Raw genomic sequence first — 17,574 nt, 5'->3', positions numbered from 1 at the left:
TCCTAGGCCGAGACCGCCGCGCCGGTGGCGTGGGTCCGGGGGGTGTCGTGGACGGGGCGCGCGGGTTTGCCCAGCGTGAGATCGCCGAACGAGAACGTCGGCGTGACGCCGGGGAACAGGGCATAGGCGCTGAGCTCCGACGAGCTGACCATGTTTGGGAAATCCGGGTTTTGCCGGGACGCGCCCGCGACCTCTTTCTCCTGCACCATCGAGATGTACTGGTCGATCCCGCGCTCCAGCGTGTTGCCGTTGATCACGACCTCCATCCCGGTGTCCTCGGCATACCGGCGGAGCCCCGGGATCCGCGACGCGCGCGGGGCGTATGCGTCGGGGCCGACGCCGTTCTCGCTCGTCACGAAGATCCCCTCGGACGTACGCACCACGATCGAATGGTTGCCCTCGGTATGGCCGGGCGTCGCCATGAGCACGACGCTCTCGCCGAGCTTCGTGTCGCCGTCGAGCAGCACGATCCGCGAGGGATCGACGCCGTCGATCCCTCCCGGGCAATACCAATCGCGCTGCGGCGGCAGGAGCGCGAGCGTGCTCTCCCATTCCTGGCGCATGACGAGCAACTTTGCGCGCGGAAGGAGACCTGGACGGCCCTGCGTTCCGAGCCAGCGGCGCACGTCCTGCGTGTGCAGGTGATCGTACGTGATGTAATCGACGTCCTCCGGAGAGAGCCCCGCCTCGGCGAGGCAAGACGCCACGGTGCCGAGCTCGGGCGCGATGATCCGCTGGCCGAGGTCCTTGAAGGGGCCGAACGTGCCGGAGAGGCGCTTGAAGAACGGCGTCTCGGCATTGGCGCGGACGTCGGAGGGCGAGGCGAGCAGGGTGCGGAGCCGACCTTCGGCCTCGAATTGCACGAGGAAGACGCGGTTCAGGATGTGCACGAACGGCGTCGGGCCGCGGAACGCGTCGCGCAGCGCATATCGCGTCGGATAGGGGACACGCACGAGCGAGCGGGATCGATAACAGGGCACCGGCGGCGCCGAGAGCAGCTCCTCGCGGAGACGCGCCGCGCGCCTCCGGACCTCGCGCAGGCGATCCTCGGGGCGCGACGCGTCGCGGGCGCCCGCGAAAACGTCGATGGGTCGGAGCACGGGATCCAGGGGTTCGCGCATGACAATCTCGCTCCTCGTTCGCGCCCTGCCTACCACGAAGGCGCGTCGCCGAGAACCTCCACGCAATCGTGTCAACGTGTGCCCGGATGTGCCCGAGAGGGCCGCGGCCGGGCGTCGGGATCATGAAAACGCCCGAAGAATCGGAGAGGCACGATGCATGCTTTCCCGCGCGTGCTGCCTCGGAGGTCCCAAGCATGAAGCTCTTCCACGCCCTCTTCCTTTCGCTCCCCCTCGTCGCCGCCGTCGTGACCGACGCCCACGATGCCGCCGCCTGCGGCGGCTGCGTCCCGCCGCAGGACGAATCGACGCAAGTGACCGGCCACCGGATGATCTTTTCGGTCTCGCAGACGGAGACCACCCTCTGGGATCAGATCGAATACTCGGGCGAACCCACCTCGTTTGCCTGGATCCTGCCGATCAAGGGCCAGGTCGACGTCGGTTTGTCCTCGGACGCGGTCTTCGCGGTCCTGAGCGAGCGCACGGCGACGTCCGTCGCGGCGCCGCCCCTCAACTGCCCGCCGCCGCCCTCCTGCTGGGGCGGCTGGGAGGGCAGCGGCTCCTCGGGCGCGGGCGGCGCTGGCGGCGGCGACGCGGCCGGCGGCGGCGTCGACATCATCTCGCAGGAGGTCGTCGGCCCCTACGCCACCGTCCAGCTCAAGTCGTCGGACCCGAACGCGCTCAAGGATTGGCTCACGACGAACGGCTACAACGTCGACTCCGACGTCGCGCCCATCATCGACGCCTACGTCGGCGAGGGCTTCGACTTCCTCGCGTTGAAGCTCGTCCCCGGCCAGGGCGTGAGCTCGATGCGCCCCGTCCGCATCACCACGCCCGGCGCGAGCACCACGCTGCCCCTGCGCATGGTCGGCGCCGGCACGGGCGCCTTCGCCCCGATGACGCTCTGGGTCTTCGGCGAGGGCCGCTACGAGACGAAGAACTTCTCGTCGTTCCAGGTCGACCCGGCCTCCATCGTGTGGAACTGGGACTCGGCCGATTCGAACTACGCGACGTTGAAGGAAGACGGGTTCAAGGCCGTGAACAACGCGAGCTGGCTGAACCAGTACGCGCAGCCCACGTCGCCGTGGGACATCCGCAGCCGGCTCGAGCAGCTCGTGAGCTTCCTGCCGGATCAGAGCGGCTACGGCGATCCGAAGGACGGCTACGTGACGGCGATGGACGAGCTCCAGGCCGACCTCGAGAAGATGTTCGGCGGGATCAACGAGGCGGAGCTCTGGCTCACGCGCATGAACACGGAGCTCGCGCGGGCGGCGCTCAACAAGGATCTCGCGCTCGGCGCGGCGACGGAGCAGGAGCCGATCTCGAACTTCTTCCAGGCCACGAAGGCGGTCGGCACGCCGCCCTCGTGCCCGGTCTACCCGCCTTGCGAGTCGGAGACCCCCGGCGATCCGGGCGGCGTCGACTGGTGGAACAACCTCGGCGGCGACGGCAAGGGGAGCGGCAGCTCGAGCTCGAGCTGCGCCGTGTCGAGCGGGAGCGAGACCACGGCCGCGCTCGGCCTCCTCGGGGTCGCGCTCGGTTTGTCCGTGGCGCGCCGCCGCCGCCGCAAGTGATTCGCTCGTCTCAGGCCGCGCGGGTGAGGCGCTCCGGCGGCGCGAAATGCGCCGGGGCGCCTCCGAGCCCCTCCTGCACCACCATCTCCCAGTAACGCGCCCCCGAGCCGATGGCCTTTTGATGCGCCGCCGGCGAGCGCCTGCGCGCCTGCTCGGCCACGCGCGTGACCGCGCGGATCGCGTGGAACGCCGCGACGAACGGCGTGCGCTCGATCCCGAGCTCGTCGGCGAGCTCGTCGCCGAGCAGCCCCCGCGAAAAACCCATGCCGATGTTCCGCCGGAACGTGCCGAGCCGCTTCTCTTCCGGGCTGCTCGCTCGTCGGAGCGGCGAGTCGAAGAGGGCCTGTGTGAGCGCCCGCGAGTCGTCGTCGGGCCGTCCCTCCGTCGCCCGGATGAGGTTCGCGAGGTTCCACGCGTCGAATTCGCTCCCCGGCAAGAGCTCGGGATCCACGCCGATGAGGTGCCCCGAGTAGCGCCACAGGTGCATGAAGCATTCGGCCTCGTCGCGATCGACGTCGAGCCCGAACGCGCGGATTCCTTCGAGGAACACGAGCGAGAACAGGAGCGACGTGCCGGCCATGTCGTGCTGGTTCACGGGCATGCCCCAGGACGCCGTGTCCCATTTCGGCGACTGCGACAGCATCTGCCGCACCTTCGCGTGCATGAGCCGCACTTTCAGGGTGATCGCGAATCCCTCGCCCATGCGAAAGAGCCCGCCCGGCTGCGCCGTCGCTTGCACGAAGCGCGAGGTCTCGCCGAGGCGGCGTGGCGCGCGCTCGACGAGCTGACCCGAGAAGACGAGCGGTTTGTTGCCCCCGGGCGAGGCGTACCCGAGCACGAGCGAGTAGGTGCCGAGCACCGCGCCGCCGAGGGCCCCCGAGCGCAGGAGCAGCTCGCCTCCACGGCGCACCGCGTCCCAGTCGACCCAGGCGGGCACATGGGAGGCCCATTCGAGGTAGGCGCGCATCGCCGGCGGCAGATCGAGGCCGCGCGTGTCGGGGGCGCGCAGGGCCTTGTCGAGGAGGGAAAAACCTCGCCCGGCGGGGGCGCCTTCCATCTCCTCGATCACGGCGTCGGCCAGCGGATCGCCGCGGAGCAGGAACGGCGCGAGGCGGTCCACGCGGTCGCCGAAGCGCGCGCGGGCTTGCTCGAGGTTCTGGTAGCGCGTGGGAATCATCGGGGCCCCGTGACCATAGGGTCGGTCGAGCCCGCTGGCGAGCGAGCTTCGTAGGTTCGTCCAGATTCTCCTCTGCCTCCCCGGCCGGTCCGTCTTGCCGGACGTACGAGCCCACGATCCAGCGCTTCTCGCGCCCGTCCGTGCTGCTAGCATCCCGTTCCCGATGACAACCCCGACGCCCGCCGCCGCCGAGACCGAGGAAGCGCCGCGCCCCAAGTTTGCGTTCCTCCCGAAGATCGACACGCCGGCCTACCACGCGCTCCTCTCGGCCGTGGCGATCCTGATCCTCGGTCCGCTCGGCGGCATCGCCGCTGCGTACATGAACTTCAGCCTCGGGTTCTTCGTCGGCGGGCAGGTGCTCGCGGGGATCCTCGGCAGCGCGGTCACGTACGGCTACGGGCCCGAGGGCAAGCACGGCGCGAACTACATGCAGACGATGGCCGCGAGCGTCGCGGGCATGGCGGGCATGGGCGTGCTCATCCAGGCGATGACGTGGCTCGGGATCCCGATGCCGCCGTGGCACCACCTCGCGCTCTACTTCGCGTGCATCGGCATGTTCGGCGTGGGCCTCGGCATGGTGTACACGCCGATCCTCGTCGACCGCTTGAAGCTCGACTTCCCGAGCGGCTACGCGGTCGCGAACATCCTGCGCGCGCTCACGGACAAACGCTTGCTCAAGCGCTCGATCGGGCAGCTCGGCGGCGGCACGGGCGCGGGCGTGGTGTTCGCCGCGCTCGTCGAGAAGCTCCCGGCTGTCGGGGCCACGCAGCTCTCGGCGTCGACGATCGGCGCGGGCATGGTCGTCGGCGCGCGCATCGCGATCCCGGCGCTCTTGACGGGCCTCATCGGCAAGTGGAGCACGCCGTACCTCGTCTCGATCGGCTGGCTCAAGGAGGGCGAGAGCTTCCGCAAGATCGGCTTCCTCATCGCGCTCGCGATGATCCTCGGCGCGGCGGTCGTCGACATGTCGCTCATCGCCGTCGAGGCGATCCGGCGCGTGCGCGCGCAGGCGGGCAAGCCCGCGGAGGCGGACGCGAAGGACGCGTGGAAGCAGGTGAACCCGAAGCGGCTCGTCGCGTGGATCGTCTTCTGGGCGGCGGCGCTCGTGGCCGTCTCGACGTTCGTGATGGGGCAGCCGATCGGCTTCACGGTCTTCGCCATCTTGCTGACGAGCGTGTTCGTGCTGATCAACGGCATCTCGCTCGGCATCAGCGACTCGAACCCGATCTCGAGCGCGTTCGTGATCGCGGTGCTGCTCATGAGCGGCTTCGGCCTGAAGGATCCGCGCGTCGGGCTCATGAGCGCGAGCATCCTGCTCGTCGCGTGCTCGGTCGGCGGCGACATGCAGCAGGATCGCTCGACGGGCTATCGCCTCGGCACGAACCGCACGGTGCAGTTCCGCTACCAGAGCATCGGCATCCTGATGGGCTCGGTGCTCTGCGTCGTGCTCGCGCAGACGTTCATGAAGGCCTACCCGGTGCTGACGATCAACTCGTTCGCGGACCCGAAGGCCGACGTCGGGCAGTGGCAGAGCGCGATGACGTTCAAGTTCGTCGGCGCGCTGCAGGACGTCGGCTACCTGCCGAACTACAAGATCAAGGCGCTCGCGATCGGCCTCGCGATCGGCATCGGCACCGAGGTGCTCCGCAAGGTCCTGCACGCGAGCGAGCGCTACAAGACCTTCGTGAAGGGCTCGAAGGAAGGGTTCGCCACGGGTTTCGTGCTGGACGCGTTCGTCTTGCCGAGCCCGTATGCCTCGTCGTTCGGCGGCTTCGTCGAGCTCATGGTCTGCGTCTGGTTCGCGGTCGGCGGCGTCGGGTCGTCCGCGTACAACACCTGGCAAAAGAGCGTCGCTGCGAAGCAAGCGAAGGGCGAGGATCTGCCCGAGGACATGAGCACGACGTCGCTCGTCGGCGGCGGCCTCATTGCGGGCGAGGCGCTCTACGCGCTCGCCGTGGGCCTGCACGGCCTCTTCTCGAACGTGCTGCTCAAGCCCGCCGCCGTCCCGCCGCCGCCGCCCGCCGCCCCGCCGACGTCGCCCTCCTGACGCGCCTCATGTGCATGTGATCGGGATCGCGGGAGGGTTCGTCATGGATCCTTTCGCACCTCCGAGAAAAAATCGCGACGTCTTGAAATAAGGGCACCCCGTCGCTCGATATGGGTTGCCATGACGACGCAATACATCTCCGCTCTGGTTCTCTCGGCGCTCGTGGCTTCGCTTTCGGCGGGCTGCGGGAACGCCGCCTCCTCGGGTGAGGCGTGCGTGGAGGCGCCGGCCCTGGCAGGAGACCACGTCTACGTGTTCTCTGCAGGCTCGGTGCCGCCGGTGGACGATGCGGGGCTCGTGCAGCCTTCCCTGCGCTCGGCCCCCCAAACCCCCCGCGCGCGTGTCGAGCGCACGGTCCGCAGCGACGGCTCGGAGACGCTCTCGGGCGTCTCGCAGGTCGCTGCGATGAAGGTGATGGAATACGCCGAGCTCGGCCCGGATGGCCGCCTCGTGTACGCCGACGTGACGGCGACGGGCGCGAATGGCGAGACGCGACGCCTCATCGCGGACGCGGCGCACGGCGCGTTTTACGTGCAAGACGAGCGCGGCGCCGGCTGGATGCGAATGGCCAAGGACACCCCGTGGGTGTACGCGGGCCTCGCGGGTGACACGTCCTTCGCGCCCCTGCCGACGCCCGTGAGCGCGTGGGTCACGCTGCGCGCGACCAGCGCCTCGCCCGACGTGCGCGTCCTCGACGCGACGACGCGGGAAGGCCGGATCGTGCCGCAGGATCAGCTCGTCGCGGAAGGCGAGGGCGACGAGCGTCTCGTGATCGCGGGTGACACCGTGCTCACGGCGAACGACGACTTCGTCACGGCCCTCGGCGAGGACACGCTCGAGCCGCTCCGCATCCCGGCGGTCACGCTCCGCCCGCGCCGGGTCGCGCAGCGCTGATCCCAGCGTCGCGACAGACACCTTGAACGAGGGACCGGGCCTCCAACCGGCCCCTCGTTTTTTTTCAGGGCCCGATGTGCTCCATCGGCCCGTCGTTCACGACGTCGCCGACCCAGGCCGAGAGCTTCTTCCCGTTCACGCTCGTCGCGTAGAGCCCGGTGAGCAGGTGCGTGTGCATCGTGCCGTCGATGTAGTACGTCGCCCAGTTGCCCGAGCCATTCATGTGTTTCTGTCGCAGCTCGTCGAGCCCTTGCGCGTACACGTCGCCCGAGACGGCGGTCGCGACGCCGTCGATGTTCTGGCAGTCGCTCTTGCCGTACCCGAAGAAGAGCGTGATGACGCTGTCGTGCGTCGACGAGATCAGCCCGAGCCGGCCCGTCGGGTACTTCGCGCCGATGTAGTCCACGTAATGGACGATCCCGCCGCCGTCCGCGCCGGTGCAGTCCGCGCAATCGGCCGGCAGCGTCTCTTTCAGGTTCCAGAGCGAGCGCCATCGATCTTGCAAGCAGGGGGCGATGTACGAATCCGACATCGGCGGGCCGGAGTCGTCGATCAGGACCACGGGCGTCGGGCAAAACGCCTGCGCCACGCGATCGTAGTTGTACGCCGCGCCGAACCCGCCTGCGCTGATGCCCGTGAGCAGGACCTTCGACAGGCCGGGGAACGTCGGGATGATTCGTTGGAGGTACAAGGAAATGTTGTCGTACCCGACGAAGTCCTGATCCTTCGGCGAGAGCGCGCCGGGGATGTCGACGTTGTCCGCGCTGCCCGCGTGGATGTCGCCCGAGCAATACGGGACGTACACCATGTTCCAGTCCTTGACCGGATTCTCGTCGTTGCCGGTGTCGAAGATGCCGCCCTTGCCGACGGTTCCGCTCCAACCGGCGAACGCCACGGCGCCGAAGGAGCCCGGGTTGATGCCGCAGGTCGTGCCATTGAAGCAGGCGCCGCCGCCTTCGAGGTAAATCACGAGTTTGTCGGAGCCCGCCTGCGGGCGCACGCCGAACCCCGTGGGCGAGCCGTCGCGGCATTTCGCGCCGTCGACCGGGATCCAGGACCATTCGCCGGGCGGCGCGTCGATCGGCTTGATCGCAGGGCCATCGAAGGGCCCCTCGGGTGAACACACAGGCCCGGCGCCGCCGCTCCCGCCGCCGCCCGCGCCCCCGGATCCGCCCGCGCCGCTCGACGCGCTTCCGCCGGACACGAGGCCTGACGTCGTCAGGGGTTGCGAATCACTGCCGCAGCCCGCGCAAAGAGCGGTCACGAGCGCGGCGAAACCAAGCCACGGGATCGAGTGCGTGCGCATGGATCGACGCTAGGCGATCCCGGAAACGATCTCAATTCCAGTCGATGCCGAAGAAGCCGCCGTCGAGCGCCGCGCGCCGGTCGAGCAAGTGACCACCCCGCTGCACCGTGATGCGTCCGTCATAGACGACGAAATCGGGGGCGAAGCGCGGGAGGTGGCGGCTCGCGAGCGTGCCGGCGGAGCCCACGCCCGCGTGCACCACGACGTATTCGTCCGGGTTTCGCGGGTGCGGATGAATGAACGAGATTCCGACGTCCTCGCCCTCGTGCCGCTTGCCGCGGAACGTGAGCGCGGAGGGCTCGAAGCGTACGGGGAGCGCGCTCTCGAGGAGCGCGGTGACGCGATTCGATCGCGGATTTCCAATGAGGACGAGGCTGCGCTGGTCGATCTCGGCGTCGGTGATCTCGACGTCGGATTTCACCGGGAAGCGGGCCGCGAAGGTGTCGAAGGAGGCGAAATGCTCGGCGACGAGGCGATTCGCCTCGATCTGCGCGGGATCCTGGGTGCCGTAGACGACGAGGCGGCCGTGGCGATCGATGTCGTCGAGCGGGCCCGAGACCCCGGCGCGCTTGCGCCCTTTGCGCGACGGCTCCTCGGGCACGCGGACGAACGCGCCGCCCTTCTTCACGAGCCAGAGCATCCCCGCAGCGATGGGCCCCTCGACGGCCGCGCCGTCCACGGTCACGCCCGCCCCTTCGCGCAGCGAGAGCTGCGACAGATCGAGGGCGAACGACTCCACGTTGCGGGTCTTCACCGTGATGCCGTCCGCCTTCGAATGGCGCGCGTCGATCTCGGCGAATTTGTCCTCGGCCTCCATGCCGAGCAGGCGCACCCAGTGCGCCCGATCGTACCGCCACTCGCCCGTGACGAACCGGACGCGATCGGGCGCCTTTGGCCGCCGATGCGATTTGAGCCATCCGATCATGTCGCCGTCCTCGTAGCCGTAATCCCAGACGTTGTGGTCGAGGTCCTCCTGGACGTCGAACTTGTAGGGATATCCGAGGGAGCGATACCGATCGGCGACGAGCTGCGAGCGTGTGGGGTCGTCCTTTCCGCCGTGGACGATGAAGAGCGGCACATGCTGGCCATTCTCGGCCCAGTTCACGATGTAGCGCTTGGCGAGGAGGACGTCTTCCCAGGGCGTGTGGGGGGCTTTTCGAATGCTCTCCCAGCCGAGCAGGTTCGGATAGCCGCAGAGCGGGGCCGAGGCGGAGAAGAGGTCCGGGTAATGGAAGGGGAGGTAAAACGCGACGGTGCCGCCGAGGGAGTAGCCGGTGATGGAGATGCGGCGCTCGTCGACGGGGAAATGGGCGCGGACCTCGGCGATGGCCCGGAGGACGTCGTCCTCGCCGAGGTGGCGCTGGCCCGCATTGCCGAATTGCCAGGGTGCGACGAGGAACGCGCCGAGATCGGGCAGGCCCGGGAAATGGCGCGCTTCGAGCAGCCCATTGAAGCCCGCCTCGGGCGCCTCGCCGACGACGACCCGCAGCGCGATCTCGGGGCGATTGCCGAGGCCGTGGGAGGCGACGACGAGCGGGAGCGGTTTTCCCCCGGGGCGATGAGCCCGCGGGACGAAAAGGACGTACGGCTGAAGGCGGCCGTCGAGCGGGCTGCGATAGGCGCGGCGCTGGATGCCGAATCGGCCGGCGTACGGGCTCTCGCCTTTTTCGAGCGAGGCGAGGAGGGACTCGGCTTCTTCGGTCTGGCGCTTGATCCAGGAGATGTCGGGATCATTTTGCGCGAGGTTCTCGACGAGGCCGTCGATGTGCGCAAGCAGGCTGTCTTTTTCGCCGCGGGTCGCCGAGGCGTTTTCAATCGTCTCGCGTTTGTCCGCGAGCGCGACGACGCGCTTCTGCAAGGCTCCGCGGTAGACGAGCGGGATCTTCTGCTCAGTCCCGGGCGCCGCGCCGAGGCGGAGCCGGAGGTCGGTGGTCCCGGTCTTTTCGAAGGGAATCGAGAGGGAAAACGCGCCGTCCGGAGTGCCGAGGGAGGCGGCGAGCACGGTGCCCTCGGAGAGGAGGCGAGGGGCGCCTTTGTCCGGCGCGAGCTCTGCGCGATGAGGGAGATCCCGGGTGTTTCGTGGGCCGAGGCCGATCCACGCCGGCCGCACGGAAATGTCGAATCCCGTGGCCGTGGGCTTTTTCTGGATGTCGGCGCGCAGGAGATCGGCCGGCGCGCACGTGGCCTCGGGAGACGTGGCGAAGAGCAGGTCCGGAGCAGGTCCGCCGGAAGGGGAGCGGGCGCGGAGCCAGAAGCCCGTGGGCGCGGTCGTCGGTTGCTCGACCTCGACGACGATCCGATGGACGCCTCGATCGAGGTCGAGCGGGACGCGCGTCTCGTCGCGGAAGGGCGCAGGATCGGCCTCGCGCGTGGCATCGAAGACATGTTTTCCGGCCACCGAAATGCGAACGCGACCGGAGACGCCCGCCGCGAGCAGGATTCGCTGGGCGCGGCCCGAGACGAGGAGCCCTGAAAGGACGAAATGGGTGGGGGGCTTCGGGCCTTTTTTGGAATCGGCCTTCTCGTGGACCTCGACGTAGCCGTCCTTCGCGCAAAGGGCGCGGGGCGCGGGCGGGGCGCCGGCGTCGGGAGGCGTCGTCGCTTCTTCGGGCAAGGGGCCGAGGAGCGGACCCACGGCGCTCCACGCGTCGAGCCAGCCTTCCCCCTGGGGCGCGAGGAGCGCCTCCCGCGCGAGCGTGAACGGCGACGTTCCCTCCGCGCGAAGCGAGACGCAGCCCGCGCCGAGGCAGGTCGACCCCGCGTCGCAGCGCTCCTCGACCCAGCGCTCGCCACCCTGGCACGTGAGCGCGATCTCATCGGAGGTGCACCGACCCTCGCCGGGCGTGCAAACGGCGCCCGGGGAAGCGGTCGGGGTCGCGGGGGCCTGCGCGGAGGCGTCGGGGCGCGGGGCCGGGCGCTGTTCGACGCCATGCTCGGCCGGCGGGCGGCAAGCCGAGGGCCCAGCGAGGGCGGCGAGGACGAGCGGGAGGAGGAGCCGAGGGCGCATCGAGGGGGAAAATGCCGCGTCCGCCCGGGAAAGCGGGCCGTCCACGCGAGCCGGCAGAGCTACCACGAGCCCCGTCCCGGACCAAGCCGAGCGCTCGCCCCCCGTCCCCCACGGATCGATTTCATCCTTCGTTCACTTTTGCCTGGTCACCAAAACTTCCATCGCGGCCGTGCGTCGAATGCAGTGACCGTCGCCATTCGGGTCGGGGGCGAGGCTCCCGGTCCCGTGAACGTGGAGAAAGCGAGTTACGAGCCATGAAGAGCATTCCTCGATCCAATCCGACGATGTCCTCGAGGGAGGCCCCGGGAACGCGTGAGGACGGCTCGGTGACGTTTTCGCTGAGCTCACTCGTGGCCCAGGCCTCGAACGACGCACCCACGACGAAGCAAACGAGCGCACACGGAGACGACTCCGGCATCATCGATCTGAAGGCCCTCGCGGCATCGGCACAAAAGCCGGCCGAGCCCGTCCTGCCGCACGCGCCGGTCTTTCCCTTCGGCGCGCCCGAGCCGGCGCCCGCGCCGGTCCCCGAGCCGCGCGCCGAGGTGGTCGCGACGCAGAGCCGCAAAGGACAGTGGCTGGTCGCCGCGGTGGGCGCCATCCTGGTCTCGGCCATGGCGATCGGCGCCGCGAGTGCGCGCCCCAAGGCCGAGCCGATGACGCTGGGCGGTCGCGTCTCGCCCCATTTCGAGGTGGCCCTCAAGCGCGCCGCGACGCTCCCCGCCGAGCCCGCCGAGGTGAAGACGGCGCCCGCGAAGGAGGCGGCCGCGCCCGAGAAGAAGGCGTCTCCGCGGACGAGCGGAAACACGAACGTGAAATCGACCGATCCCAAGAAGTCGAATCCGGTCGTCAAGGAGGAGCAGAAGCCGAAGCGCGAGACCTTGCCGCTCGAGGTCTGTGATCTCATGTGCCAGATGCGGAAGGCGACGCAGAAATAACCGAGCGCCCGCGTGGGCATTGCGGCGGGAATGGGGCAACTCGTTCCCGCCGCGTGTTTTTTCGCGCCGCGCGCCCCGAGCGTCGCCGCCGCTTTACGATCGCGGCCCGCCTCCCCACCCTTTCACGCATGAACATTCCTCGCAGGTGGCAGCGCCGCGTCCGGGGAGCCTGGCGCGGCATCCAGCGCGCGGCCGGGCTCCTTTCGGCCGTGGTCGCGGCGGTGTGGCTCGTGCAAAAGGGGCGCCTCGGCAGGTCCGGCAGGCGCGTCGTCCGCACGAGGCCGAAGCAGGCCGACGAGCGCACGATGCGGCGCATCGCCGAGGCGCAGTCGGGCGGCATCAGCAGCCAGGAGAGCGACGCCCGCTACGAGAGCGGCGAGCATCCGGGCGGCCTGCACGGCAAGGCCGTGCGCCCGCCGCCGGACGCCGAGATGTACGAGATCGACGAGCCCGCCGACCGCACGCAGACCCACCGCGGCTCGCGCCGGACGATGTCGACGATGCGGCGCTGACGCGATTTCGCGGCAGGAGGGGGAGCGCAGGCAGGTACGATGCAGGCGGAGGTCCTGCCTTGCCCGATCCTGCGCCCCCCGCCGAATCGCCGGTGTCGCCGCCGACCCTGCGGCACACGCCCGGCAAGAGCGCCGAGGTGGCCCGATCCGCCGCCGCGCCGCCCCGCATCGTCGACGGCGCGCCCGCGGCCCGCCCGGCCGAGCCCCGATCGGCCGTCCGCGGCGCGCTCGCGGTCGCCGTGCTCGTGATCGCGGCCTACGCGGGCGCGGTGCTGTTCTTCCGGTTCGTCGCGCCGAACCGCCCGCAGTACGTGGCGGAGATCGGTTCCGGGCTCGCGATCGGGGTCGTGGTGTTCTTCCTGCACACGCTGATCGGCCAATCCTTCGCGGAGTCGATGCTGGTGGGCGAGGAGCGGTTCCGCGCGCTGCTCGGGTTCCTCGCGCTCATCGCGCCGTCGTTCGTGCGGTGGATCATCTTCGCGTGTCTCGGCGGGATGCTCGCAGTCGCCTACCAGGATCTCGCGGAGTGGAGCACGTCGCCGATCGCGCGGCTGCGGGTGCTCGGGGCGTGCGCGATGCCAGCGATCCTCGCGGTGTGCTCGGCGATGCTGGTCGAGCGGCGCTTCGCGCGCGGCGATTTCCGGCTGAAGGTGGGGTACGCGCCGGGCACGGCGGTGCGGGATCGGCTCGAGCTGCGCGAGAAGGTCGAGCGCATGTGGGCCTACGAGAACGAGCTCATGCGCGAGTCGGTGCAGCGCATGGCGCGGCACGCGACGATCTTCGGCTTCGTCGCGTCGGCGATCCTCATCGCCTGCGCGGTGATCCTGCTCCGGTACGCGCGGAGCGAGAACGAGCTGCGGCACCTCGTCTCGCTCTCGGTGGGCGCGGCGTGCATGGTGTCGTTCACGCTGAACCTCGGGCAGATCCTGTTTCGTTCGGCCAGCAACGATTCGACCGCGCGCATGATGGCGTTCGCGGCGCGGACGCTGCTCATCGTGAGCGTGGCGTCGGTGTTCCTCGGCGTGGCGCTGCTCTCCGGCCCGGAGGAGGCGAGCAGCGCGGAGAAGGGCTACCTGTTCCAGGGCTACAAGGGAGCGCTGATCGTGGGCGTGGCCGTCGCGCTGCTCGGCGAGCGTGTGCTGCGTGCGGTGACGGATCGGGCCGCGACGATGCTCGGCGTGGGGAGCGTGGCGCCGATCCGGGGCAGCGATCTCGGCATCATCGACGGGCTGAACGACGAGGACGTGGCGCGCCTCGCGGAGGAGCGGATCGACTCGGCGCATGCGCTCGCGTTCATGCCGACGCCGCGCATCTTCTTCAACACGACCTACAGCCTGCAGCGGATCTGCGACTGGCAGGATCAAGCGCTGCTCATCGCGCGGGTCGGCCGGACGAACGCGCAGCTCCTGCGCGAGCAGTACCTCGTGCGGGGCGCGATCGCGGCGCGCCAGCTCGCGCGCGAGATCGTGGGCCCGTCGCGGAGCGCGGCTTCGGCGCTGCGGGGGCACGTGGAGTCGCCGTCGAGCGAGGCGATCTCGGTCCCGTCGGAGCCGCAAGAGGACGAGCAGGACAGGCTGCGCGCGCTGGCGAAGGCGCTCGGCTTCACGGGGATCAACCAGGCGGTGCTCGGCTTGCGGTGCCTGGTCGACGATGAGGAGATCGAGCGGCTGGAGGTGTTCGCCCGCTCGGTGCCGGTGTGGAAAGACGCGGGGACGGAGCATGTGCGCGACGAGGCGCCGCGCGTCGAGATCCCGGTGAACGAGGGCCGCCCGTCGTCGGGGCGGCCGTCGCACCGAGGGGACTAGTCACTCGCCGCGGCGTCGCCTCGCCTTGTACTTCACGCGCACCGGCACGCCCTCGAAGCCGAAGTTCTTGCGGAGCTGGTTCTGGACGTAGCGCTGGTAGCTGAAGTGGATCTGCTCCGGTGCGCTCGCCATGATCACGAAGAGCGGCGGTGAGGTTTCGGCCTGCGTGATGTAGTAGAGCCGCGGCGCGCGTCCGCCCGACGTGGGCGGCGGGCGGTGCTCGAGGACCTGCTCGAAGAAGCGGTTGAGCTCGCCGGTGCCGACGCGCGTGCGGAACGCCTTGGCGACACGCGTGATCGTGGAGAGCAGGTTGCCCACGCCGCGGCCCGTCTTCGCGCTGATGGGCACGATGGGCGCCCACGGCACGAACGAGAGTTTGTCCCGCGCGTTCTCCTCGGCCTTCCCGAAGCCCTTCTTGTCGAGCAGGTCGGCCTTGTTGAGGCCGACGACGACGGCGCGGGCGCGATCGACGGCGAGGCCGAGGATCTTCGCGTCCTGCTCGGCCACGCCTTCGAACGCGTCGCTCAGGAGGACGACGACCTCGGCGCGCTCCATCGCGCGGATCGCGTGGAGCACGCTCACCGCCTCGACGACGCTGTCCTCCTTCGTGACCTTCGCCTTGCGCCGGATGCCGGCCGTGTCGATGAAGAGGAACGAGTGTTTGCCCTTCGTGATGCGCGTGTCGATGGCGTCGCGCGTGGTGCCGGGGCGTGAGTCGACGAGGAGGCGCTCCTCGCCGAGCAGGCGGTTCACGAGCGAGGATTTGCCGGCGTTCGGGCGGCCCACGATCGCGACGCGGATGGCCTCGTCCGGCGCCTCGCCTTCCTGCGGCTCGGGCGGGAGAGGCGGGAGCGCGGCCGCGATCGCCGCTTCGAGCTCGTCGATGCGCCTACCGTGGAGGGCGGAGAAGGGGATGAGGTCGCGCGCGCCGAGGCGGTAGAGATCGGACAGCTCGAGCTCGGCGCGCTGGGAGTCGGCCTTGTTCGCGCAGTAGATGACGGGTTTGCCCGCGCGGCGGAGCAGATCGAGCTCGGCGTGATCGGCCGGCGTCGGCGGTTGGCTCGCGTCGAGCACACACACGATGACGTCGGCCTCCGTGATCGCGACGTCGATCTGGCGCTTGATCCCCTGGCGCATGGGATCGTCGCTCTCCGGATCGAAGCCGCCCGTGTCGACGAGCGTGTACCTCCGGCCGCGCGAGGTGACGTCGCTGTAGTGGCGATCGCGCGTGACGCCGGGCTCGTCGTGCACGATCGCGGTCTTCTTCCCGACGAGGCGGTTGAACAGGGTGCTCTTGCCGACGTTGGGGCGGCCGACGATCGCGACGATCGGCAGCGGAGCGTTCATCACCCGCGCGGGGTTCACGCCCTCGTCCGGCTGCTCGATTTGGTCTTCTTGCATCGTCATTCCTCCTCGTCGTCGTCGGACGTGTCCTCGTCGTCGTCGTCGAGGTCCTCCTCGTCCTGGTCTTCGTCCTCTTCCCCCTCGTCGTCGAGGTTGTCGAGGTCTTCGTCGCCTTCGTCGTCGGTCTCGTCGGCTTCCGCGTCCTGCTCGGCAACGATCACGTACTCGGCCGCGTCCGCTCCGCCGCTGCGCGCCTTGCCGTAACCGAGCTCCTCGAGGCGCGGCAAAGACTCGCGCCAGTCCGGCGTCACGCGCACCCAGAGGCGCAGGACGACCTTGCCGCCGACGAGCTCCTCGATGCGCTCGCGCGCGGCGATGCCGATGCGCTTCATCATGGCGCCGGCCGCGCCGATGAGGATCCGCTTCTGGCCCTGCCGCTCGACGTGGATCGTGGCGTCGATCTGGACCGTTTGCCCCGCGGCGCGCGGCTCGGCGTACCGGTCGATGGTGACGGCCGCAGCATGCGGCACCTCGTCCTGCGTGGCGCGGAGGATCTGCTCGCGCACGTACTCCGCAGCGAAGTACCGCGCGGGTTTGTCGGTCACGTCGTCGACGCCGTACCGGAACGGACCCTCGGGCAAGAAGCGCGCGATCTCGTCGAGCACGAGCGTGATCCCGTCCTCGCGTTGCGCCGACACGGGCACGATCGCGTCGAAGTTCCGCACCTTTCCGTAGGCCTCGAGCAGCGGCAAGAGGTGCCGTTTGTCCCGGAGCAGATCGACCTTGTTCACGACGAGCACCGCGGGCCGATCGGGCGCGAGATCCGAGAGCAGGACGAGATCCCCGGGGTGCGGCAGGAGCGGGCGTGGCGCGATGGGCGTCCCGTCTTCCTTGTGCTTCACGGGTCGCGGCGAGACGTCCGTCACGAAGACGACGACATCGGCGCGGCGCGCCGCGTCCCGCGCGGCCTCGTTCATCACGCGGCCGAGCTGCGTGCGCGGCCGATGCAGGCCCGGCGTGTCGAGCAGCGCGATCTCCGCGGCGCCGTGGTGCACGACGCCGAGCAGCGCGTCGCGCGTGGTCTGCGGCGTCTTCGACACGATGGCGAGCGGCTGCTGGAGCGCCGCGTTGAGCAGCGTGGATTTGCCGACGTTCGGCCTTCCGATGAGCGCGACCGTGCCGCTTCGCGAGGGCCCGCTCGCCTCCGGCGCGGGGCGAGGCTCGGGCCTCGGGCGCGGCGCCTCCGCGCGACGACCGGCGCCCGTTCCGCCCCGCGGGCCCCGCGTGAGATCGTCCGTCGTTGCAGGCCTTCCACTTCGCGCAGGCGCTCCAGGCCGCGCCGCGGCGCCCCGCGTGAGATCGTCCGTCGTCGCAGGCCTCCCGCCTCGCGCAGGCGCGTTGGGCCGCGCCGCGGCGCCCCGCGCCTCCGGTCGTGCCCCCTTGCCGCTGCGCGCGGGAGGCGCCCCCTTCTTCGCGGGACCCTTGCCGCGCGCCGCGCCGGGCGCCTGGCCTCGTCCTTCGGCGACGCGCGGTTTTCCCTTCGCGCCGCGCGCCTCCTCGCCCGGCCGACCTCCGCCGCGCCCTCGCTCGGGCCTCGGCCCGCGCGGCTCCCTCTGCGGGGACGCGCCGGCTCGTTCGTCATCGGACGGCTTTACGCGCGCGGTTTCGGTCTTCCGGCCGGGGCGCTCGGCGCGGGGGTCGGGTCTACGGATCTTCACAGCGCGGCGCGATAGCAGACAGCGAGGGAGGCCTCAAACGGCTTCTTACGGTTCTCCACGCTCGGGGGCTCGTTCCCGGCGCGCGCGTCCGCGCCGCCAAACGCCTTTGGCTACCGGCCCGAGCAGCGGTAGAA

General features: G+C 70.1%; 12 protein-coding genes. 6 read left to right on the top strand and 6 right to left on the bottom strand.

Features of this window, described 5'->3' with window-relative positions:
• Positions 1 to 2 precede the first annotated feature (2 nt).
• Positions 3 to 1,157: a hypothetical protein gene (locus tag QHF85_RS43035; RefSeq protein WP_348652806.1), complete on the bottom strand. Its 1,155-nt coding sequence runs from the start codon at positions 1,155 to 1,157 to the stop codon at positions 3 to 5.
• Between the two features lie 158 nt (positions 1,158 to 1,315).
• Between QHF85_RS43035 and QHF85_RS43030 the strand changes: the two genes are divergently transcribed.
• The gene (locus QHF85_RS43030) at positions 1,316 to 2,692 is read left to right on the top strand and encodes a DUF2330 domain-containing protein (protein ID WP_281333291.1); all 1,377 of its coding nucleotides are present in this window, start codon (positions 1,316 to 1,318) and stop codon (positions 2,690 to 2,692) included.
• A 10-nt stretch (positions 2,693 to 2,702) separates the two neighbouring features.
• Here the strand turns inward: QHF85_RS43030 and QHF85_RS43025 are convergent, their stop codons facing one another.
• On the bottom strand, positions 2,703 to 3,869 hold the full coding sequence (locus QHF85_RS43025; protein WP_281333290.1) for an oxygenase MpaB family protein: 1,167 nt from the start codon (positions 3,867 to 3,869) through the stop codon (positions 2,703 to 2,705).
• A gap of 163 nt (positions 3,870 to 4,032) precedes the next feature.
• Between QHF85_RS43025 and QHF85_RS43020 the strand changes: the two genes are divergently transcribed.
• Complete coding sequence (locus QHF85_RS43020; protein WP_281333289.1) at positions 4,033 to 5,916, top strand: OPT/YSL family transporter; 1,884 nt, start codon at positions 4,033 to 4,035, stop codon at positions 5,914 to 5,916.
• A 120-nt stretch (positions 5,917 to 6,036) separates the two neighbouring features.
• On the top strand, positions 6,037 to 6,810 hold the full coding sequence (locus QHF85_RS43015) for a hypothetical protein (protein ID WP_281333288.1): 774 nt from the start codon (positions 6,037 to 6,039) through the stop codon (positions 6,808 to 6,810).
• A gap of 64 nt (positions 6,811 to 6,874) precedes the next feature.
• On the opposite strand, the gene QHF85_RS43010 is transcribed toward QHF85_RS43015, so the two are convergent.
• Both QHF85_RS43010 and QHF85_RS43005 read right to left on the bottom strand, forming a co-directional pair.
• Positions 6,875 to 8,116 (bottom strand): pectin acetylesterase-family hydrolase, encoded by a 1,242-nt coding sequence (locus QHF85_RS43010; RefSeq protein WP_281333287.1) that lies wholly within the window; start codon positions 8,114 to 8,116, stop codon positions 6,875 to 6,877.
• A 31-nt stretch (positions 8,117 to 8,147) separates the two neighbouring features.
• The gene (locus QHF85_RS43005) at positions 8,148 to 11,123 is read right to left on the bottom strand and encodes a prolyl oligopeptidase family serine peptidase (protein ID WP_281333286.1); all 2,976 of its coding nucleotides are present in this window, start codon (positions 11,121 to 11,123) and stop codon (positions 8,148 to 8,150) included.
• 326 nt (positions 11,124 to 11,449) lie between these two features.
• Between QHF85_RS43005 and QHF85_RS43000 the strand changes: the two genes are divergently transcribed.
• From QHF85_RS43000 to QHF85_RS42990, 3 genes are all read left to right on the top strand, one after another.
• Positions 11,450 to 12,061 carry a hypothetical protein gene (locus tag QHF85_RS43000; protein ID WP_281333285.1) on the top strand — a complete coding sequence of 204 codons (612 nt, stop codon included), beginning with the start codon at positions 11,450 to 11,452 and terminating at the stop codon, positions 12,059 to 12,061.
• 128 nt (positions 12,062 to 12,189) lie between these two features.
• Positions 12,190 to 12,573, top strand: a complete 384-nt coding sequence (locus QHF85_RS42995; protein ID WP_281333284.1) for a hypothetical protein — start codon at positions 12,190 to 12,192, stop codon at positions 12,571 to 12,573.
• Between the two features lie 59 nt (positions 12,574 to 12,632).
• Positions 12,633 to 14,378, top strand: a complete 1,746-nt coding sequence (locus QHF85_RS42990) for a hypothetical protein (RefSeq protein WP_281333283.1) — start codon at positions 12,633 to 12,635, stop codon at positions 14,376 to 14,378.
• Here QHF85_RS42990 and der read toward each other — a convergent pair whose 3' ends face one another.
• A complete protein-coding gene (gene der / locus QHF85_RS42985; protein WP_281333282.1) occupies positions 14,379 to 15,779 on the bottom strand; it encodes a ribosome biogenesis GTPase Der in 1,401 nt (466 codons plus the stop codon).
• Between the two features lie 2 nt (positions 15,780 to 15,781).
• Entirely contained in the window at positions 15,782 to 17,440 is a 1,659-nt protein-coding gene (era, locus tag QHF85_RS42980; RefSeq protein ID WP_281333281.1) for a GTPase Era, read from the bottom strand.
• Positions 17,441 to 17,574: the final 134 nt, after the last annotated feature.

Source organism: Polyangium sp. 6x1, from assembly GCF_029946515.1.
In the GTDB taxonomy this organism is placed as follows: domain Bacteria; phylum Myxococcota_A; class Polyangia; order Polyangiales; family Polyangiaceae; genus Polyangium.
This window is presented reverse-complemented; position numbering and strand designations above follow the sequence as displayed.